This is a genomic window from Nonomuraea sp. NPDC026600 (assembly GCF_040638335.1).
GTDB lineage: Bacteria > Actinomycetota > Actinomycetes > Streptosporangiales > Streptosporangiaceae > Nonomuraea.
This window is the reverse complement of the sequence record NZ_JBEZYD010000038.1, coordinates 37,698-56,300: the sequence shown is the minus strand read 5'-3', so window position 1 is coordinate 56,300 and position 18,603 is coordinate 37,698. Positions and strand designations below refer to the sequence as shown.

The following is an 18,603-nucleotide window of genomic DNA, read 5'->3' as shown; positions in this document are numbered from 1 at the left end:
ACGTTGGTCAGCCCGTGAACATTTCCTTCTCGGTGCCCATCACGGCGAGTCGGCGACCCCTCATGTCGCCGACCTGGGCGACCGCCGCAGCCCACTCGGGGCTGTCCAGCGCCTGCCGGAGGTCTTCCGCGCTGTCGAAGCTGAGCACCGACACCCCGTCCCAGCCCTCGGAACGGGTGTCGAACGCCGCCTCGATCTCGGTGTGCCGCCACGCCCGCAGGCCCGGAAGCCGATAGGTGAGCTCCGCGTGCTCGACCCGCCACCATGCGATGAACTGCTCGTGGGTCCACTCCGGCGGCCGCGCGGCCAGCAGCACGAGGTTGTACATGAGGTCTCTCCTCTACTGATCGGCGGCCGGCCAGTCCAGCAGCTCGAACGAGGTCGTGAAGAAGGACTGGTAGCGGAGCATCTTCCCGTTGGCCGACACGACGGCCGCGGAGTGGAACGTTCCGGTGGGCTTGCCCGACTCGACGACCACCCCGTAGACCATCTCGAGGTTCCCGTCGACCGCCGAGCGGAGGACCTTGTGCACCCGCTCGACCGCGTTGCGGCCGGAGATGTACCGGGCGAAGTCCTCCTTGGACTGTCCGCTCACCTGGCGGCCGGGGAGAGCGAGCAGGAACCGGAAGTCCGGCTCCACGCACTCGAGCGCCTTCTCCGGGTCCTGGCTGTCCATACAGGCCATGTACTCTCGCAGCACCATGATCTTCGATCCTCCTCAGCGTCCGTCAAGGAAAGCAGGTGAGCCGGTGTCACCGGTCAGGGGGTGTGAAGAAGTCGCCTTCCGCCACGAACTGGCCACCCTTCACGACCACCTTCTGCACGCTGCGGGTCCCGAGGTGGTTGGCGGCGCTGAAGTTCATGACCGGCGCGACACCAGGGTCGATCTTGCCCGCCTTCTCGTACGCCTGGACGAGCGACTGCGAGGTGACCGGGCCTTGTACAGTCTGCGCGATCTGGACGAAGACCTTGGCCGAGGCCCACCCCCACAGAGCGATGAAGTCGGCGGCCTGCTTCGGCTCGTACTTGGCCATCGCGTCGCGGAACTCCTTGACCGACGGATCGCTGTCGCTCGGCGCCTTGACCAGCTGCACCGCCTTGAAGCCTTCCGCGGCGTCGCCGGCGAGGGTGAGCGTGGAGGCCGCCGCGGTGGGCGCGTAGCCGTAGGTGGGTACGGACAAGCCCTGCAGCTTGGCCTCCTTGAGGAAGGCCGCGGCCTCCGGCGAGGCGAGGATCACGATCACCGCGTCGGGCTTCTTGGCCTTCACCTGCGTGATCGTCGGGCTCCAGTCGGTGGACTGGAACTTCACCGACAACAGCTCGGCGCTGCTGCCCGGACTGACCTTCTGCAGGACGGGCCCGACCTGCTTGGCCACGTTGACGAACGCGGCCGGGTCGCTGTGCACGACCAGTACCTTCTTCGCGCCGTCCTCCGCCGCCCAGGCCGCCAGCGCCGCCGCCTGGTCCTCGTAGAGGGTCTGGACCCCGAACAGGCCGGGACGAGGCGGGGTGTACCAGGTGGCGGCGCCGCCCAGCTCGTTGAGAATCGGAATCTTCGACTGCTGCAGGACGAAGGGGAAGCTCGCCTCGCCCTGCGCGGTGCCGTTGGCGGCGACGATGGCCACGACCTTGTCCTGGCCGATCAGCTCCCGGGCGATCTGGACGGTCTGCTGGGGGTCGAAGGCGTTGTCCTTGACGATCCAGTTGATCTTGCGCCCGTTGATGCCGCCCTTGTCGTTGATCATCTTGAAGTAGGCGTCGGCGCCCGCGCGCTGCGGGACACCGGAGGCGGCCACGGGACCGGTGAGCGGATACCAGGCGCCGATCTTGATCTCTTTGTCGTCCGCGGCGTTGGAGCCACCGCCACCGCAGGCGCTCGTGGCGAGGACGAGGGCCGCGACACAGGTGGTGAGAAGGTGCGTTGAATGGAGGCGCATGACGTACTCCCACAACTGAGTTCAGTTCAGTTTACGGGACTCTATCGTCGCGCTCACACTCGGGCAATAGCCTGATGAGCCGAACGTGGTGGTTTTGTCCCGACACAGAGCGACCGGCACGACCCTCCACACGGGTCATGCCGGTCGTCGGACCACTGGCTACGGTGCGACCATCCGCACGCAGCAGTCTTCGGTCAGCTCGCTCACGTCGGACAGAGTCACCGGACCTCTGGGGCGATACCAGCGCCAGACGCTCACGATCATGCCGAGCATGTTCAGGGCCAGCGTGTGCGCGTCACGGTGGACGAAGGCGCCCTCGTCCATCCCCCGCTGGAGCAGTGCGGTCCAGGCGTCCTCGATGCCATGGACCAGCTCACGAGCGGCGAGCCGCTCGGCCTCCTCCTTCTTCGAGCTGCGCGGCACCGCGAGAATCGCCAGGTTGTTCTGCAGGATCCGCATCTGCGCCACGTCGCGTTCGGACACCGTGTACGCCGAGCGCACCGCTTCCCGCAACGCCTCCATCGGGTCCGGCTGGCCGTCGGTCGCCTTCACGAACATCTCCAGCGAACGCTGAAGCTCAAGCCGCATGATCGTGAGCAGGCAGTGGGCCTTCGACTCGAAGTAGTGATAAAGGGCGGTCTGCCCGATTCCTACCTGATCAGCAACCACCGACCACTTGGTGGCGTCGTAGCCGTTCTTGCCGAAATTCTTGATCGCAGCCGTCAGGATGGCCCTGCGTTTGGAACGGGGACCTTCGTCCGGCTCCGTGATCTTCGCTGTCGTCATCACCCCACCCCCGACAATCGCGCCGAGCAACGTCGCGGCCCGGCCAGAATTCCCTGGTCAACCTGATTTGAACTCGGTTCTAGTCCCATTCCAGGTCATCATACTCGCAAGAACGCCCCTGCCCTGGTCGAGCTCGGGTTCTCGCGGCAGGCCGTCAAGATCGCAGGTCCCGATGGCGCGAGAACGCGCGCTACCGCTGGCAGGGATTGCCGGGCCCCTTGGTGGACCAGTCCATGGGCTGGGAGAGGCCGCCGCTCGTCGGCGTGACCGCGCCGGCCGCCGTGCGGAAGCAACCGGCTCTCAGGAGCGGCAGGCTCACCGAGGACGGCCACGCCGGGCCGCGCTGAATCCGGTAGGTGCCACCGGCCACGCTGGCCCGCGCGGGAGCGGTGAGAGCACACGGAAGGATGTTGAACCCCGCACAGGCGGAATCGGGCGTCTGGGTCGTGAGGGTGAGACGGAGTGAATGTCCCGGAAGCACCGCCCACAGACGGGGGTGGAGCGCGATGTCGAAGCGGGTCACCGCACCGGGCGTGAGGTAGTCGTCGCCGGTCTGCCGGGTGAAGGGGCGGATGATCGTCCCGTTCCGGTCGCGCCAGCTCTTGGCGGGATCCAGGGCACGCTGACTGCCGAGGACCGCCCCGAACGTGATGGGCACCGCCGTCCCGTCGGGCGCGACGTCGGCGAGGGTGGCGATCAGTTGGAGGTTGGTGTTGCTGGAACTCGCGTACACGGCCGCGCTGACGGGTCCCGCCAGGGTGGCGCCGTCCGCGAGGGGAGGCGTCGAGTACGTGAGCGTGCTGCCCGCCACGCTCGGCTGGGCCCACGCGATCGGGTCACTGCCCCTTGACGATCGGGACGACTCGAGCGCTCCGTTCGCGTGGAGATAGTAGGTGGTGTAGTCCGGGACGATCGGGTAGTGCGCCGCGTTGATCCAGCGGTCCGTGCCTAGCTCGTACAGGTGCATCGGGGTGTCGGTGCGCTCGATGCCGGTGTTCGCGCGCTTCAGCCACGTGTCGTACCACTCGAGCATGATGGTGTTGTCGAGGCCCTGACCGTGTCCCCACGGACCGACGATGATCTGGTAGCGACCGGTGGTCGGCTGCCTGGGATCCATCGCGGCCTGGACGGGGCGGTCGTGGTAGGCGTTCTGCAGCGCCGTGTAGAACTCGGTCGCGCCCCGGATGACGACGTCGTCCCATCCGCTCCAGAGCAGGGCGGGGATGTCGTTGTCCACGATGCTCTGGGCGAAGGTGACGGGCTGGCGGGCCCGCCAGAAGTCCCTGCTGTAGGCGGCGTCACCACCGCTCTCGATGTTCGCGACCAGATCGGCGAAGAAGGCCTTCGCCGAGGGCGTGTCGCCCACGGAGGCGGCCGCGCGGCGCAGGAACGGGAAGTCTCCGGTCAAGATCCCGTTCACCAGGAAGGTCTCCCGGAGGTAGTCCTGCGCGGTACACGTGGGAATGATCGCTTTGAGGGGTGAGCCGCGGCCGACGTCGGCGGCGGTGTAGAGCTGGGTCTCTCCGGCATAGGAGCAGCCATATCCGCCGACGATGCCGTTGGAGCCGTCCAGTTCGTGGGCCGCCCAGTCGACGGTCCGCACACCGTCTCGGTGATCCCGTGCCGACACGTACCCGAACTCGCCGCCCGACGTGCCGGTGCCTCGCGATCGAACGGTCGCGAAGATGTAGCCGTACGGGACGAAGAAGGAATTGACGTCATCCGTGTACGGCGTCTGCTGCAAGATCACCGGAAACCGGCCGACGGCACGCCGGCCGGTGGCGGGATCGGTCGGGTAGGCCACTGTGGCCGTGAGCGTCACACCGTCGTCCATCCGCACAGGGACGTTCGACGCGATCGTCGTTCCATAGCGGGCGGGTCCCGGCTCCCATCGCCCGCCCGGCCAGGGTGTCGACGCTTGGCGATCGGCCCGCGCGGGCGCCCCGCCCCCGGCGAGCATTCCCGTGGTGAGCAGGCCTGTGAGTAGAGCGGAGCACGCCCGTCGACGCCACGAAGCGCCCATCATGCACCATCCTCGATCAGTCTTTCCCGAACTGAACTCACTTAGGCTAGCAACGAGGGCCGCGAGCGGTACAGGTCGCCCGTCGATCACCGCTGCCATACGTGCGCTCGCCTGGGGCGGCACGAGACCTGTACAGCAAAATTGAATTCAGTTAGGGTTCAGCGATACTGCGAATGAGGAGGCCACCCATGCCGTTCGTTCTCATCCATGGCGCCGGCTTCGGCGCGAACTGCTGGGACGAGCTGATCCCTCACCTGGACGCGGAGGCGCTGGCGGTCGACCTTCCCGGCCGCGGGACCAGGGCGGGAGTCGAGCTGAACACGGTCACGCTCGCGGACTGCGCCGACGCGGTCCGGCAGGACGTCGAGGCGAAGGATCTGCGAGACGTGGTGCTGGTCGGTCACTCCTTCGCGGGAGTGACCGTGCCGCGTGTCCTGGACCTCATACCAGACCGGATCCGGCATGTCGTTCTCGTGTCGGGCGTGGTGCCTCCCGACGGGTCCCGGGTGCTCGACCAGATCGATCCCGGCGTACGGGATCTGGTCGAGCAGTCCATCGCCGGCGGCGTCTACCACCAGACCCGCGAGGGCGCCGCCGCGATCCTGTGCGAAGACATGGACGAGGCGACCACCGTGTCCACGTTGGATCGGCTGATCGACGACTCGGCCGCTCTGCTGAGCGAAACCGTGGACCTGAGCGGCTACCGGCGCGAGATCCCGCGCACGTACCTGCACCTCACACGGGACAAGTGCTACGTCGAGGAGCTCCAGCAGCGATCCATCGCGCTGCTCCGGCCGGACGTCGTCGATCTCGACACCGGCCACCTGGCGATGATCAGCGCGCCCGGAAAGCTGGCCGCCGTCCTCAACGCCATTCACGGCTGATCGCCGGGCCGGCCCGCCGCGATGCCGGCGGGCCGGCTCTCATACCCGCTCGACGATCGTGGCGTTCGCCATCCCGCCTCCCTCGCACATCGTCTGCAGGCCGTACCGTCCGCCGGTACGGCGAAGCTGGTGCACCAGGGTCGTCATCAGCCGCGCTCCTGTGGCGCCCAGCGGATGGCCGAGCGCGATGGCTCCGCCGAACGCGTTGGTCCGTTCGGGGGCGGCGCCGGTCTCCTTCTGCCAGGCCAGCACCACCGAGGCGAACGCCTCATTGATCTCGATCAGGTCCATGGCGTCGATGGACAGCCCGGCGCGGTCCAGAATCTTCTCGGTGGCCGGGATGGGTCCGGTGAGCATGTAGATCGGGTCCGAGCCCACCACGGCCATGCTGTGGACCCGGGCCAGCGGCGTGAGCCCGTGTCGGCGCACCGCGTCCTGCGAGGCGACGAGCAGTGCGGCGGCGCCGTCCGAGATCTGGCTGGACACCGCGGCGGTCAGCAGGCCGCCCTCGGTGAGCGTCCTGAGCCCCGCCATCTTCTCCAGAGTGGTGTCGGCCCGCGGTCCCTCGTCAGCCTCCAGGCCGAACGCCGGCACCACCTCGTCGGCGAAGACCCCGTCCGCCCATGCGGTGATCGCGCGCCGGTGGCTGTTCATGGCGAACCGCTCCATGTCCTCCCGCGAGACCTTCCACATCCGCGCGATCAGCTCGGCGCCGCGGAACTGCGACACTTCCTCCTCGCCGAAGTGGGTTCGCCAGCCCTCCCCGTCGTACGGCGTCCCCATGCCCTCGCGTTCGCCCACGACGGCCGGGCTCGCGATGGGCACCAGGCTCATGACCTCGACGCCGCCCGCGACGACGAGGTCGGCGGTGCCGGACATGACCGCTTGAGCGGCGAAATGGACGGCCTGCTGCGACGAGCCGCACTGCCGGTCGACGGTCGTGCCGGGCACGTGCTGGGGGAGCCCCGCGGCCAGCCATGACGTACGGGCGATGTTCCCCGTCTGCGCCCCTATCTGGCTGACGCAGCCGAAGTAGACGTCATCGACGGCCCCGGGGTCGATCCCGGTTCGGGTGACGAGCGAACGCAGGACATGGGCGCCCAGGTCGGCGGGGTGGACCTGGCTGAGCGCTCCCTTGCGGCGGCCGACAGGGGTACGGACGGCATCGACGATGAAGGCTTCGGCCACAGTTTTCTCCGGTCATTCGGTGGGGTGGGGAAAGGAGAACCGAGCAGGACGCTTGCCCAGGAAGGCGGCGACGCCTTCGACGCCCTCGAAGGACGCCGCCGTCTCGGCGAGCGAGCGGGCCTCACGGTCCAGGTGCGGGTCGAGGTCGCCGGACAGGGCGGCGGAAACGAGCCGCCTGGTCGCGCCGATGGCCTTGGTCGCACCCAGAGTGAGCGCGGTGGCCACCCGTCGCGCTTCCTCCGGCAACCGTTCGGCGGCCACCACGGACGTCACGAGCCCCAGGTCGGCCGCTTCCCGCGCGGAGATCCGGCGATTGGTGAGCAACAGCTCCAGCGCCCGCTTGGGGCCGACCAGCCGGGGCAGCGACCAGGTCACCCCGGCATCGGGGGAGTACCCGATGCCCGTGTAGGCGAGCATGAACGTCGCGTCGTCCGCCGCGACGGTGAGGTCTGCGGCGGCGGCCAGGCCCACGCCGGCGCCGGCCACCGCGCCCTGGACCTGCGCGACGAGCGGTGCGTCCATCCCGGCGAAGATCCGCAGGGCTCCGTGCAGCGCGTCGGTCACCTCCATGAGATGTTTCTTGAGCGCTTCACCCCGCAGCGAGGAGAACTCGCGCAGGTCGCCGCCGACGCAGAAGGATCGCCCCTCACCACGCAGCAGGACGGCCCGGACGTTCTCCACCGTGCAGGCCCGGGCGGCGTCGCGCAGCCCGCGCGCCAGGCTCAGATCGATGGCGTTGCCGCGGGCGCCGCGGCACATGACGATGTCCGCCACTCCGTCCAGAACCTCGATCGTGACGGTCGCGCTCATCGTGCCGTCCAGCCGCCGTCGACGACCAGGACCTGGCCGGTGCAGTAGGACGAGGCGTCGGAGGCGAGGAACAGCAGGGCACCATCGAGTTCGCCGGTGTCCCCACCGCGGCGCAGCATCGTGTTCTTCTGGACCCACCGGCTGGACCGGTCGTCGGAGAACAACCCCTCGGTCATCTCGGATCTGAACCAGCCCGGCGCCAGCGCGTTGACGCGTACGCCCGCGTGACCCCACTGGCCGGCCAGCTCCCGGGTGAGCCCTATCAGCCCCGCCTTGGAGGCCGAGTAGCTCGCGCCGCCCATCGGAGCTGTGGACACCAGGCCCAGGATCGACGCCACGTTGACGATGCTCCGCCCGGTGCCGGGTGCTTCGCGTTCCATCATGAGGCCGGCCAGGTGGAACGGCGCCACCAGGTTCACCGCGAGGACGTCCGTGAAGTCCTGCGGGCTCTCGTCCTGTGCGCGAAGCTCGCCCGGGATGCCGGCGTTGTTGATCAGAACGTCGAAGCGACCGGTGTCCGCCATCGCCGTCGCGACCAGCCGTTCGCGATCCTCCTCACGGCTGACGTCGCAGGCCACCGGGTGGATGCGGGAGTCACCCGCCGCCAGCTCCGCCAGCCGGTCGATCCGCCGGGCCGCCGCGAACACGGTCGCTCCGGCGGCGGCGAGGACGGTCGCGAAGCGGGCGCCCAGCCCCGAGGAGGCACCGGTGACCACGGCCGTCCGTCCGCGCAGGGAGAACAGGTCGTCGATCACTCGTCGACCCCGATCGGCAGGACCGTGGCGCCGCCGTCGATGACGAGGGTCTGGCCGGTGATCCAGGACGAGGCGTCCGAGGCCAGGAAGAGCGCCGCGTTGGCGACGTCCTCGGGGGTGCCCAGCCTGCGCAGTGGGAGCTTCGCGGTGAGGATGGACTCGCGCGCCTCCCAGACGGCACGCGCCAGCTCGGTCTTGATCAGGCCCGGTGCGATGGCGTTGACGCGCGCCTTGGGGCCGAGCTCGTAGGCGAGCTGGCGCGTCATGTGCATCATGGCGGCCTTGGTGGCGTTGTAGTAACCGATGTGCGGGTCGACGATCAGCCCGCCCACCGACGCGATGTTGATGACGGCACCGCCGTGCTCGGCCATCGCGGCCTTCCAGGCACAGCTGGTCCACGCGATCATCCCGTACTGGTTGACCCGCACCGTCTTCTCCGCGCGGGGCAGGTCGAGGTCGAGCAGGTCGCCGTGGTACGGGTTGGTGGCGGCGTTGTTGACCAGGATGTCGAGTCGGCCGAACCACTCCATCGTCTGGTCGACGCAGCGCTGGGCCTGGTCCGGCTCGCCGGCGTTGGCCACGACCGTGCGCACGTCCCCGCTCGCCTCGACGCGCAGCAGCTCGGTACGGGCGGCGGCCAGCCCCTCCGGTTTGCGCGCGGCGATGACCACGTGCGCGCCGGCGCTCCGGTAAGCCTGCGCGATCCCCAGCCCGATGCCCCGGGACCCGCCGGTGATCACCGCGACTCGGCCGTCGAGCACGTTCATGCCGCCCCCTTCTTGGTGTACTTGGCCAGCTCCTGGCGGGCGACGGTACGCAGGTGCACCTCGTCGGGCCCGTCGGCGATGCGCAACGCCCTGGTGATCGCGAACAACCGGGCCAGGACGGTGTCGTCGCTGACCCCGGCCGCGCCGAACGCCTGGACGGCCCGGTCGACCACCCGGTGGGCCACCTCCAGCGCCGCCACTTTGATCGCCGCGACCTCCATGCGGGCCGCGGCGTTGCCGATGGTGTCCATCAACCATGCCGACTTGAGCACCAGCAGCCGCAACTGCTCGATCTCGATCCGGCTGCGTGCGATCCACTCCCGCACCACGCCCTGGTCGGCCAGCGGGCCGCCGAACGCCTCGCGGTCGAGCACCCGCCGGCACATGAGCTCCAGAGCGCGTTCGGCGAACCCGACCGCGCGCATGGCGTAGTGCATCCGGCCGGGTCCGAGCCGTCCCTGGGCGAGCGCGAAGCCGTCGCCTTCGCCGCCGAGCATGTTGGCGGCGGGCACGCGTACGTCCTCGAAGAGCACGTCACCGTGTCCGAGCCGGTCGGTGTAGCCGAACATGGGCAGGTCGCGCAGCACTGTGATGCCCGGGGTATCGCGGGGGATGAGCAGCATGCTCTGCTGACGGTAGGTCGGCGCCTCCGGGTCGGTCACCCCCATGAGGATGATCAGCCGGCAGTCCGGATCAAGGATGCCCGAGGTGTACCACTTATGGCCATTGACGAGGTAGCTGTCGCCGTCGCGGGTGATCCTGGTGCGGAGGTTGCGCGGGTCGGAACTGGCCACGTCGGGCTCGGTCATGGCGAAGCACGACCGGATCTCGGCCGCCAGCAGCGGGCGCAACCAACGCTCCTGCTGCTCGGGGGTGCCGAACAGCGCGAGCAACTCCATGTTCCCGGTGTCCGGGGCGGAGCAGTTGAACACCTCGGGTCCGATGATGGAGCGGCCGGCGAGCTCGGCGAGCGGCGCGTACTCGAGGTTGGTCAGCCCCGCGCCCCAGTCGCCGTGGGACATGAACAGGTTCCACAGACCCTTGGCGCGGGCCTTCTCCTTGAGGTCGAGCATCACGGGAGGAAGGGCGTGCGGGTCGTCGGCGTCGGCGAGCTGCCGGTCGTACACGATTTCGGCGGGGTAGACGTGCTGCTCCATGAACGATCCCAGCCGGGTCTGGAGCTCGCGTGCGCGGGGGGAGAATGCGAAATCCACTTATGTCCCTAGAATGTCGTTCGCGGTGCGGATCATGGCGGCGATCGTCGGCGGCAGCCGTTCCTGGTCCGGGTCGTGGATCCGGCCTTCGCGGTGACGGCGCAGGTTGTGACCCATGATCGCGGCCATCTTCATCCGGGTGAGCGCGCGGAACCAGTCGAGGCCGGGGAGCGGGACGGCGCCCGCGAGGTAGGCGTCCAGCAGCTCCGCCTCGGCCGGCAGCCCGGGGAACTCCCTGCCCAGCGCGGGGAAGTTGCGATGGTCGGCGAACAGCAGGAACCAGCCGAGGTCCGTCCGCGGGTCGCCGATGCTCCAGATCTCCCAGTCCACGACGGCCGCCGCTTCATGCGCCCGGCACAGGACGTTGCCCAGCCGGAAGTCCCCGTGCACCAGGACCGGCGGCAGGTCGTCGGGCACTGCCTGAGCGAGCCGATGGAGCAGGTCCTCGCCCCCGGGGCGGAGTTCGGCGGGAACCGCGCGCATCGTGCGGCTCCACTGTTCGAGCTCGGCGGTCGCGTCGCGGGGCGGCGGCGCGTCCAGCGTCAGGGAGGCGATGTCGAGGTCGTGCAACCGGCGCAGTACGCGGGCCGCCTCCACCATGCGGGCGCGGGCGAGTGCCGGGTCGAGATCGTGCTCGTCGAGCACCGGTTCCACGGCCTCGCCGGAGACGAACTCCATGGCGAACCAGGCCGGTTGCCGCTCGTCGACGGCCACGATCTGGGGGACAGGCACCGCCGTGCCGGCCAGCGCCTGGAGCACCCGCGCCTGGCGGAGCATGTCGTTACGGCCCACCGGCCGTTCCGCGTGCGGGACCGCCTTGACGACGTACTTGCGCTCTCCCACCGTGACCACGTAGGTGAGCCCGGAGTGGCCGCCGGCGAGTGTCTCCAGCGGGCCCACCCGCTGGCCTGGGAAAGCGCTGACGACCCGGTCGGCCAGGTCTGGCGAAGCGACGCCGGCGGTCATCGTGACGGCTCCTTGGGCAGGCCGAGCACCCGCTCGGACAGGATGGTGCGCTGGATCTCGTCGGTGCCGCCGGCGATGCTGTAGCCGGGAGCGCCCAGCAGTTGCTCGGTCCAGGCGAAAGTGCCCCACTCTCCGGTGTCGGCGACCAGGCGCGGCCCGAGAAGTTGCAGGACCAGGTCACTGGTGCGGCGCATGGTCTCGGTGGCGTAGAGCTTGCCCACCGACGCCTCGGCGCCCGGTTCGCGACCGGAGACCAGCGCCGCGGTCACGCGGAGCCCGATGACGCGCTGGACGAGCGTGCGTGCGTACAGGTCCGCCGCGAGGTTCTGCTCGTGGCCGGTGAGCGGTCGTGGCAGGTGCCGGGCCAGGTCGAGGGCGCGGTCGGCGTTGTCCAGGCCGAGGGAGCCGGAGTCCAGCCGTTCGGCGGCCAGCACCGTCAGCGTGACCCGCCAGCCCTCTCCGACGGGGCCCAGCCGATCGGTGTCGGGCACCACGACGCCGTCGAGGTAGACCTCGTTGAAGCTGGTCCCGCCGGTCATCTGCCGGATGGGGCGGATGGTGACGCCTGGAGCGTCCATCGGCACCATGAACACGGTGATGCCCGCGTGCTTGCGCACGTCCGGGTCGGTGCGGCACACGGCGACACCCCAGGACGCCACCGTCGCCCCCGAGGTCCACACCTTGTGCCCGTCGAGCACCCAGTTGTCGCCGTCGCGCACCGCCCGGGTACGGACCGCGGCCAGGTCGGAGCCGGCCTCGGTCTCGGAGAACAGCTGACAGGCCAGCTGGTCCGTACGCAGCATGGGCCGGATCCAGCGCTCCTGCTGCTCGGGCGTGCCCCAGATCCGGATGGCCGGGGCCACCAGCTGCTGGGTGACCGGAAAGACCTCGGTGCGGCGCGGGACGTCGAAGGCCGCTTCCTCTTGCCGGTAGAGCTGCTCGTAGAACACGGGCAGGCCACGTCCGCCGAACTCCTCCGGCCAGCTCAGCGCGCCCCAGCCCGCGTCGTACCGGGTCACCTCCCAAGCCCGGATCCGTTCGGTGTGCTCGCGCTCCTCCTCTTCCGACCAGTTCTCGAAGACCGCTACCGAGTCGTCTCCGGTGCCCCAGGCGCCGCTCTCCTGCCGCGGCCGGGCGGCCGACGCGAGCCAGTCGGCGGCCTCTGCCCTGAACTTCTCAGGTGCTGGAATGTCGCTCATCAGTTCCTCTATCGGGACAGCACCGTGCAGGCACTCACGCCCGGGGCGCCGTACACGTGGGTGAATCCGACTCTGGGCCCGCCGGGCACCTGCCGGTCTCCGGCCTGTCCGCGCAGCTGCCGCACCACTTCGCAGACCTGGCGCAGACCCGACGCCCCGATGGGTTCACCGTTGGCGATGCAGCCGCCGTCGGTGTTGACCGGCAACGCGCCGCCGATCTCGGTGGCGCGCGACGCGATCAGCTTCTCCTGCTCACCGTCCTCGCAGAACCCGCACTCGGCCATGTGCATCACCTCGGCACCGCTCTCGGTGTCCTGCAGCTGGCACACATCGACGTCGCCGGGGGCGACACCGGCCGCCTCGAACGCCGCCGCAGCGGCGTCCCGGGTCACGCTGCTCAGCTCTCCGCTGGCGATCCACGGGCTGAAGACCTCGAACGAGCCGAAGCGGCGCGACCGCACGACCGCCGATCGCAGGGTCACCGGGACGCTCGCCGGTTTCCCGATCGCCGAGGCGGCGCACAGCACCAGCGCGGCCGCTCCTTCTCCCGGGGAGCAGAACATGTAGCGGGTCAGCGGGTCGCTGACCATGCCCGACGCGAGGATCTCGTCGGCGTCCATCGGGGTACGCCGCCATGCGTTCGGATTGAGGGCGCCGTTGCGGTAGGCCTTCTCCGCCACCAGCCCGAGCGTCCGGGAGCTGATCCCGTGGTCGTACATGTAACGCCGGATCTTCATGCCGAAGAACTGGGTGGTGACCATCAGCCCGTCACGCCCGTAGGCCTCGTCGAGCCCCCAGTCCGCCGGCAGCGGGTCGAAGGCCCCCCGCGGATGCTTGTCGAACCCGACGGCCACCACCACTTCGGCCAGGCCGGCGCGAATGGCGTTCACCGCCGACACCAGAGCGCTGCCACCCGTCGCGCAGCCGTTCTTGACGTTGACGAACGGCAGGCCGGTGAGGCCGAGCTGCGCCACCAAGGTGTCGGCCAGGCCCGCGGCATCGCTGCCACCGAACGCCGCGTCCACCCGTGGCCACGCGATCCCGGCATCGGAGAGCGCGGCCTTCACCGCGTACACGGCGTGCTGGCGCCCGGTCATGTGCTCCGTGCGCCCGAACGGCGACATGCCGGCGCCGGCGATCAGTACGTCGGTCATCAGGCCCCTTCGATCGCGATCGCGTGTGGTACTCCGGTGGTCGGCTCGATCCGCAAGGGCATGCCGATCCGGATCGAGTCGAGGTCGTCGATGTCGAGCACCGCCGCGACGCGGACGCCCTCCGGCAGCTCCACGTAACCCAGTGCGAACGGCCGGAAGCCGTCCTGCGGCGGCACGAACGGGGGTGATTTCGGAGCGAACCGCTGAACCGTCCAGGTCCACAGCTCCCCAGCCGAGGACAGCGTCACCGGAGAGGCCGCCTGCCCGCAGCGCGGACAGGCGTCGTCAGCCGGGTAGACCGTCACCGCGCACGCCTCGCACCGGGAACCTCGCAGACCGGCGGCCTGATGCGCCGACACCGGTCAGCGACCCTTCCACTTCGGCTCGCGCTTCTCCAGGAACGCGGCCACGCCCTCGGCGGCGTCCTGGGAGTTGAGCGTCACCCCGACGGCCAGGTGCTCCATCACCATCAGCGACTGGATGTCGGCCTCCAGGCTGCGGTCGATGGTCATCTTCGTGATCCGCATCTGGAAGGGGCTCTTGTCGGTCAGGTGGCTGATGAACTCCTCGACCGTGGCATCGAGCTCCTCCGCGGGCGCCGACTTGTTGATCAGATCGAAGTCGACCGCCTCGACACCGGACAGCAGCTTGCCGGTGAGCATCAGCTCCTTGGTCTTGCGGATGCCGATCATGCGAGGCACCCGGTAGATCGGCCCCGCCCCGCCGAACAGCGCCCGGCGGATGTGAAAGTCACCGATCTTGGCGTCGTCCGCGGCGATCGCGAAGTCACAGGAGATCATCAGCTCGAAGCCGCCGGCCGTGACATGACCCTCCAGCACCGCCACGGAGGGGGTGCTCATCGAGTACAGCCGGTCGCAGACCTTCGCCGAGATGACCGCCACGTCCATGGCCGTGCTGCTGCCGATGTAGTCGGCCTGCAGCTCGTCGAGGTCGAAGCCCGAGCAGAACGTGCCACCCCGGCCGCGCAGCACCAGGACGCGCAGTTCGGGGTCGGCGTCGACCTCGGTGATGATCTCGTCGAGCCGCTTGAGAATCGGCAGGGTTACACAGTTCTTCTTCCACGGGCGGTTGAGCCACACGCGCGCGACGTTGCCATCGCGCTCGAACTGGATCTCGTCCTCTACCGTCACTGTTCCTCCTAAATGAACTGAATTCAGTACAGTTTCCGGGGCCCGGTGCGGCCCTGTCAAGGGTTGGCATCGGGCATGTCAGGCCACGTTGAAACCGAGCAGGCCGCCCAGGCGTGCCCGGTGGTCGTCGGCCGTGCCGAACAGAACCTCCGCCGCACGGGCGCGACGCAGATAGAGGTGGGCGGAGTGCTCCCAGGTGAAGCCGATACCTCCGTGCAGCTGCACGTATTCGGCGGTCGCCTGGCGGTACGCGCCGGAGCAGACCACCTTCGCCGTACTCGCCGCCACCGGCAGATGCTCGGCCGAAGCTGTGACGCATGCCACCGCGTAGACGGCGGCCGAACGCGCCGCCTCGATCTCGACCAGCAGGTCGGCCAGCCGATGCTTGATCGCCTGGAACGAGCCGATCTGCCGGCCGAACTGACGGCGTTGCAGCACGTACGACATGGTCGCGTCGAGCGCGTGCACGCTCCCGCCGACCTGCTCGGCGGCCAGCGCGGCCCGCCCGATGTCGAGCACCCGCCCGGTGATCGCGGCGGCGTTCCCCGGCTGCCCGATCTGCGTGAACGGGGTGTCCGCGAAGGTGACCAGGGCCTGGGGACGGGTACCGTCCAGAACGGTCCGGGCCGTCCGGGTGAGGCCTTCCGCCTCACGCTCGCACGCGAAGAGACCGGCTCCGTCGGCGGTCCGCGCCGCGACGAGGATCAGGTCGGCTCCGTACCCGTCGAGCACGAAGTCGGCCGCCCCGCTGCCGACCCACCCGCCCTTCCCCGGCGTGGCTCGTAGCCCGCCGCCGCCGCCCTCGTCGAAGCCCGCGACCGTCGCGGTGCGGGTGCCCTCGGCGATGCCGGGAAGGTAGCGGGCGCAGGCTTCGCGATCTCCGCTGAGCAACAGGGTGTAGGTCGCGAGCACGGTGGTGGACAGCAGGGGGGCGCACAGCAGCGCCCGCCCGGCCTCCTCGAAGACCACCGCGAGCTCCGCGAACGAGAAGCCCGACCCGCCGTACTCCTCCGGTATCACCAGCCCCTGGACGCCCAGTTCCGTGGCCATCCGCGCCCACAGTGCCGGGTCGTGTTCGCGGCCGGTCGTCAGGTGCTCGCGTACGTCCTGCGACGCGGCGGCCTCGGTGAAGAAGTCGCGCAGGACCTCCCGTAGCTGCTTGCGTTCATCGGTGTCGCCGAGCAGCGCCGGATCGACGTCGAGCATCAGGCCTCCAGTTCGTTCACGTCGCGTAGTTTGAGCAAGGTCGCGGCCTCCCCACCGAAGTAGGCCAGTTCCGCGGTCTCGGCGAACAAGGGGTTCGACGCGGCCCCGCAGGCGGCCACCCGGCCCTCGTGCAGCACCACCACCTCATGGCAGGAGGTGAGCGCCCGGCTGAGCAACTGCTCCAGGAGCACGATCGTCATCCCGTCGCGGGCGAGCTGGTTGATCCGGGCGTAGACCTCGTCGACGAGGGCCGGCGCCAGCCCCAGCGCGGGCTCGTCGAGGATCAGCACATCCGGCCGGGCCATCAGGGCCCGTGCGACGGCCAGGATCTGCTGCTCGCCTCCGCTCAGCCCGGCCGCGGCCACCGAGAGGCGGGCGCGCAACCGCTCCGGCAGCCATTCGGCGGTCTCGTCGAGGCGGGTGCGCAGGGCCGATCCCTGGACGCCTACGGCGTAACCGGCCACTTCGAGGTTCTCCCGCAATGACAGGGTCTTGAAGAGGGCGCGACCTTCGGGGACCAGGCTGCTGCGGATCGGGCGCGCACCGGGCTCGCCGATCCGCACCTGTCCCGACGATGGGCGCAGCGAGCCGTGAATGATCTTGCCGAGTGTGCTCTTGCCCGCGCCGTTCGCTCCGACGACACCGACGACCGTGCCCTTGCGGATGTCCAGGTGGACGTCGTGCAGGGCGGCGACACCACCGTAGTGATGGCTGACGTCGCGCAGGGCGACGGCGACGCTCTCATCGGCGCGGGCCGGCAACTCGGCGCGCGTGGCGATCAGGCCGAGGTACGACGACCGCACCTGCGGGTCCTTCAGAATGGTGCCCGGCTCGCCGGAACCGATCGGCTTGCCGAAGTCGAAGGCGACCACCCGGTCGGCGACGGCGAAGAGGTCGTCCAGAACATGATCGATGATCACGACGGCGGCGCCCTGCGCACGCAGGCGGACGATCTGCTGGGCGGCCAGTCGACGCTCTGTGGCGTCCAGGCCGCCGAACGGTTCGTCCAGGATCAGCAGCTTCGGCTCCTCGGCGATCGCCCGGGCGAGGTCCAGGCGCTTCTGCAGCCCGAACGGCAGCTCGGCCGGGTAGCGGTCGGCCACGTCGGCCAGTCCGGTGCGGGCGAGCAGCTCATCGGCCCGGGCGCGGTCCGCCGTGCCGGCCCAGCGCTTCGTGCACAGCACGTTCTCCGCGACCGTGAGCTCCGAGAAGGTCTCCGCGTGCTGGAAGGTGCGGGCGATGCCCAGCCTGCGCCGTGCGGTGGCCCTCGTCCCCATCAGCTTCACACCCGCGTAGTCGACCGCGCCGCTGATCCGCGCGCCGCCGATGAGCCCGGAGACGGCGTTGAGCAGTGTGGTCTTGCCGGCGCCGTTCGGGCCGATGATGGCGAGCACCTCTCCGGGCCGTACGTCGAGCGACGCGCTCTCAAGGGCGTTCAGACCGCCGAATCGCACGGACAGGCCATCGACGACCAGCAACGGCGTCGCGTCGTCCGCAACCGGCCGGCCCCTCGCCGGGGTGGCGGGAGCGCCGTCCCCGCTGTCGGCGGCCGCCGTGCTGACGTGATGCTCGCCGTCGAGAAGGCCGGGACCTCGTCTGCCCAGCGCCCTGCGTACCAGCGAGCCCAGGAACGGGACCACTCCGCCGGGGAGGAAGATCAGCGCGGCGATCAGCAGGACGCCCTGCACCACCGGCTGCGGCACCGACACGGCGTCGGCCACCGTCGGAACCCATGCCAGGTAGACCCCGCCCACCACGGCGCCGAACACCGAGCCGACGCCACCGAGCACGCAGGCCGCGATGATGGTGACGCCGAAGTTCAGCGAGAACGCGTCCGGGCTGACGAAGCCGGTGATCAGGCCCAGCAGCACGCCGGCCAAGCCGGTGAACGCCGCGCTGACCGCGAACGACAGAGCGGTCTGCGCCTCGGGCACGATGCCCACGGAACGGGCGACCAGCGGGTGCGCCTTCGCGGCTACCAGCCGCATGCGCAGCGCGGTCGACTTGGCGAAGACCGCGATCGCGAACACCACGCCCGCCACGAGGACCGCGAGATACTGGGCCTCGCTACCGCCGCTCGGGACCGCGCCCAGGCCGAGCGCACTGGCCAAGGGGGACACCGCCACGCCCTGGTCGCCGCCGGTCACACTGGTCCACCGGTTGATCACCTCAAGGGACACCAGGCTGAACGCCAACGTCAGCAGGGCGATGTAGAGCACCGAGAACCTGGCGCCGGCGTACCCGAGGAACGCGCCCAGCAGTGCGCACGACGTGATCGCCCCCACGATCACCCACTCCAGCGGCCACTGATGCGCACCGCCGTACGCCGCGAAGTAGGCGCCCACCGCGACGAACGCGGGGTGGCCCACGGACCACACCCCCGACCAGCCGGCCAGGAGGCCGACCGAGAGGACCACGATCGCGTAGACCGCGGCGAGCGCGACCGAATAAGCCTGGTAGGCCGGGATCGCTCCGGACTGCATCAGCGCGATGAGCGCCAGCCCGGCGATCGGGCCGAGCGCGGCCCACGCGAGATTCGAGCGGGTGAATACCATGTGCTGCT

The 18,603-nt window shown here is 69.8% G+C and carries 18 protein-coding genes; 1 reads left to right on the top strand and 17 read right to left on the bottom strand.

Annotated elements, in window-relative coordinates; genetic code table 11:
• Window positions 1-7: 7 nt before the first annotated feature.
• The 5 genes from AB0F17_RS52080 to AB0F17_RS52060 form a co-directional block, all read right to left on the bottom strand.
• A complete protein-coding gene (locus tag AB0F17_RS52080) occupies window positions 8-328 on the bottom strand; it encodes an EthD family reductase (RefSeq protein WP_358040037.1) in 321 nt (106 codons plus the stop codon).
• 12 nt (window positions 329-340) lie between these two features.
• Window positions 341-703, bottom strand: a complete 363-nt coding sequence (locus AB0F17_RS52075; RefSeq protein ID WP_358040034.1) for a nuclear transport factor 2 family protein — start codon at window positions 701-703, stop codon at window positions 341-343.
• Between the two features lie 49 nt (window positions 704-752).
• Window positions 753-1,937, bottom strand: coding sequence for an ABC transporter substrate-binding protein (locus AB0F17_RS52070; RefSeq protein WP_358040031.1), 1,185 nt, complete (start codon window positions 1,935-1,937; stop codon window positions 753-755).
• A gap of 159 nt (window positions 1,938-2,096) precedes the next feature.
• A complete protein-coding gene (locus AB0F17_RS52065) occupies window positions 2,097-2,723 on the bottom strand; it encodes a TetR family transcriptional regulator (RefSeq protein ID WP_358040028.1) in 627 nt (208 codons plus the stop codon).
• A 190-nt stretch (window positions 2,724-2,913) separates the two neighbouring features.
• Window positions 2,914-4,557 carry a CocE/NonD family hydrolase gene (locus AB0F17_RS52060; protein WP_358040025.1) on the bottom strand — a complete coding sequence of 548 codons (1,644 nt, stop codon included), beginning with the start codon at window positions 4,555-4,557 and terminating at the stop codon, window positions 2,914-2,916.
• Window positions 4,558-4,934: 377 nt separating this feature from the next.
• On the opposite strand from AB0F17_RS52060, the gene AB0F17_RS52055 reads away from it, so the two are divergent.
• The gene (locus AB0F17_RS52055; RefSeq protein WP_358040022.1) at window positions 4,935-5,630 is read left to right on the top strand and encodes an alpha/beta fold hydrolase; all 696 of its coding nucleotides are present in this window, start codon (window positions 4,935-4,937) and stop codon (window positions 5,628-5,630) included.
• A 39-nt stretch (window positions 5,631-5,669) separates the two neighbouring features.
• On the opposite strand, the gene AB0F17_RS52050 is transcribed toward AB0F17_RS52055, so the two are convergent.
• The 12 genes from AB0F17_RS52050 to AB0F17_RS51995 all read right to left on the bottom strand — a co-directional run bounded on the left by AB0F17_RS52050 (window position 5,670) and on the right by AB0F17_RS51995 (window position 18,595).
• Entirely contained in the window at window positions 5,670-6,818 is a 1,149-nt protein-coding gene (locus AB0F17_RS52050) for an acetyl-CoA C-acetyltransferase (protein ID WP_358040019.1), read from the bottom strand.
• 12 nt (window positions 6,819-6,830) lie between these two features.
• Window positions 6,831-7,628 carry an enoyl-CoA hydratase-related protein gene (locus AB0F17_RS52045; protein ID WP_358040016.1) on the bottom strand — a complete coding sequence of 266 codons (798 nt, stop codon included), beginning with the start codon at window positions 7,626-7,628 and terminating at the stop codon, window positions 6,831-6,833.
• Window positions 7,625-8,383 (bottom strand): SDR family oxidoreductase, encoded by a 759-nt coding sequence (locus AB0F17_RS52040; protein ID WP_358040013.1) that lies wholly within the window; start codon window positions 8,381-8,383, stop codon window positions 7,625-7,627. Before AB0F17_RS52040 ends, AB0F17_RS52045 begins: the two co-directional genes overlap by 4 nt.
• Window positions 8,380-9,150, bottom strand: a complete 771-nt coding sequence (locus tag AB0F17_RS52035) for an SDR family oxidoreductase (RefSeq protein WP_358040010.1) — start codon at window positions 9,148-9,150, stop codon at window positions 8,380-8,382. Before AB0F17_RS52035 ends, AB0F17_RS52040 begins: the two co-directional genes overlap by 4 nt.
• Window positions 9,147-10,364 carry an acyl-CoA dehydrogenase family protein gene (locus tag AB0F17_RS52030; RefSeq protein ID WP_358040007.1) on the bottom strand — a complete coding sequence of 406 codons (1,218 nt, stop codon included), beginning with the start codon at window positions 10,362-10,364 and terminating at the stop codon, window positions 9,147-9,149. The genes AB0F17_RS52035 and AB0F17_RS52030 overlap by 4 nt, the downstream gene beginning before the upstream one ends.
• Entirely contained in the window at window positions 10,365-11,330 is a 966-nt protein-coding gene (locus AB0F17_RS52025; RefSeq protein ID WP_358040004.1) for a phosphotransferase family protein, read from the bottom strand.
• A complete protein-coding gene (locus AB0F17_RS52020; protein WP_358040001.1) occupies window positions 11,327-12,529 on the bottom strand; it encodes an acyl-CoA dehydrogenase family protein in 1,203 nt (400 codons plus the stop codon). Before AB0F17_RS52020 ends, AB0F17_RS52025 begins: the two co-directional genes overlap by 4 nt.
• 8 nt (window positions 12,530-12,537) lie before the next feature.
• Entirely contained in the window at window positions 12,538-13,683 is a 1,146-nt protein-coding gene (locus AB0F17_RS52015; protein ID WP_358039998.1) for a thiolase family protein, read from the bottom strand.
• Window positions 13,683-14,042, bottom strand: a complete 360-nt coding sequence (locus tag AB0F17_RS52010; RefSeq protein WP_358039995.1) for an OB-fold domain-containing protein — start codon at window positions 14,040-14,042, stop codon at window positions 13,683-13,685. Before AB0F17_RS52010 ends, AB0F17_RS52015 begins: the two co-directional genes overlap by 1 nt.
• 3 nt (window positions 14,043-14,045) lie before the next feature.
• Window positions 14,046-14,834, bottom strand: a complete 789-nt coding sequence (locus AB0F17_RS52005) for an enoyl-CoA hydratase/isomerase family protein (protein ID WP_358039992.1) — start codon at window positions 14,832-14,834, stop codon at window positions 14,046-14,048.
• 78 nt (window positions 14,835-14,912) lie between these two features.
• Complete coding sequence (locus AB0F17_RS52000) at window positions 14,913-16,040, bottom strand: acyl-CoA dehydrogenase family protein (protein WP_358039989.1); 1,128 nt, start codon at window positions 16,038-16,040, stop codon at window positions 14,913-14,915.
• The gene (locus AB0F17_RS51995) at window positions 16,040-18,595 is read right to left on the bottom strand and encodes an ATP-binding cassette domain-containing protein (protein ID WP_358039986.1); all 2,556 of its coding nucleotides are present in this window, start codon (window positions 18,593-18,595) and stop codon (window positions 16,040-16,042) included. Before AB0F17_RS51995 ends, AB0F17_RS52000 begins: the two co-directional genes overlap by 1 nt.
• Window positions 18,596-18,603 lie beyond the last annotated feature (8 nt).

What these genes read in the sequence shown, in the direction of transcription:
- AB0F17_RS51995 (WP_358039986.1), bottom strand. Translation starts at nt 18,595, where the DNA reads ATGGTATTCACCCGCTCGAATCTCGCGTGGGCCGCGCTCGGCCCGATC.
- AB0F17_RS52070 (WP_358040031.1), bottom strand. Translation starts at nt 1,937, where the DNA reads ATGCGCCTCCATTCAACGCACCTTCTCACCACCTGTGTCGCGGCCCTC.
- AB0F17_RS52035 (WP_358040010.1), bottom strand. Translation starts at nt 9,150, where the DNA reads ATGAACGTGCTCGACGGCCGAGTCGCGGTGATCACCGGCGGGTCCCGG.
- AB0F17_RS52015 (WP_358039998.1), bottom strand. Translation starts at nt 13,683, where the DNA reads ATGACCGACGTACTGATCGCCGGCGCCGGCATGTCGCCGTTCGGGCGC.
- AB0F17_RS52000 (WP_358039989.1), bottom strand. Translation starts at nt 16,040, where the DNA reads ATGCTCGACGTCGATCCGGCGCTGCTCGGCGACACCGATGAACGCAAG.
- AB0F17_RS52045 (WP_358040016.1), bottom strand. Translation starts at nt 7,628, where the DNA reads ATGAGCGCGACCGTCACGATCGAGGTTCTGGACGGAGTGGCGGACATC.
- AB0F17_RS52025 (WP_358040004.1), bottom strand. Translation starts at nt 11,330, where the DNA reads ATGACCGCCGGCGTCGCTTCGCCAGACCTGGCCGACCGGGTCGTCAGC.
- AB0F17_RS52075 (WP_358040034.1), bottom strand. Translation starts at nt 703, where the DNA reads ATGGTGCTGCGAGAGTACATGGCCTGTATGGACAGCCAGGACCCGGAG.
- AB0F17_RS52020 (WP_358040001.1), bottom strand. Translation starts at nt 12,529, where the DNA reads ATGAGCGACATTCCAGCACCTGAGAAGTTCAGGGCAGAGGCCGCCGAC.
- AB0F17_RS52065 (WP_358040028.1), bottom strand. Translation starts at nt 2,723, where the DNA reads ATGACGACAGCGAAGATCACGGAGCCGGACGAAGGTCCCCGTTCCAAA.
- AB0F17_RS52060 (WP_358040025.1), bottom strand. Translation starts at nt 4,557, where the DNA reads ATGGACGACGGTGTGACGCTCACGGCCACAGTGGCCTACCCGACCGAT.
- AB0F17_RS52055 (WP_358040022.1), top strand. Translation starts at nt 4,935, where the DNA reads ATGCCGTTCGTTCTCATCCATGGCGCCGGCTTCGGCGCGAACTGCTGG.
- AB0F17_RS52080 (WP_358040037.1), bottom strand. Translation starts at nt 328, where the DNA reads ATGTACAACCTCGTGCTGCTGGCCGCGCGGCCGCCGGAGTGGACCCAC.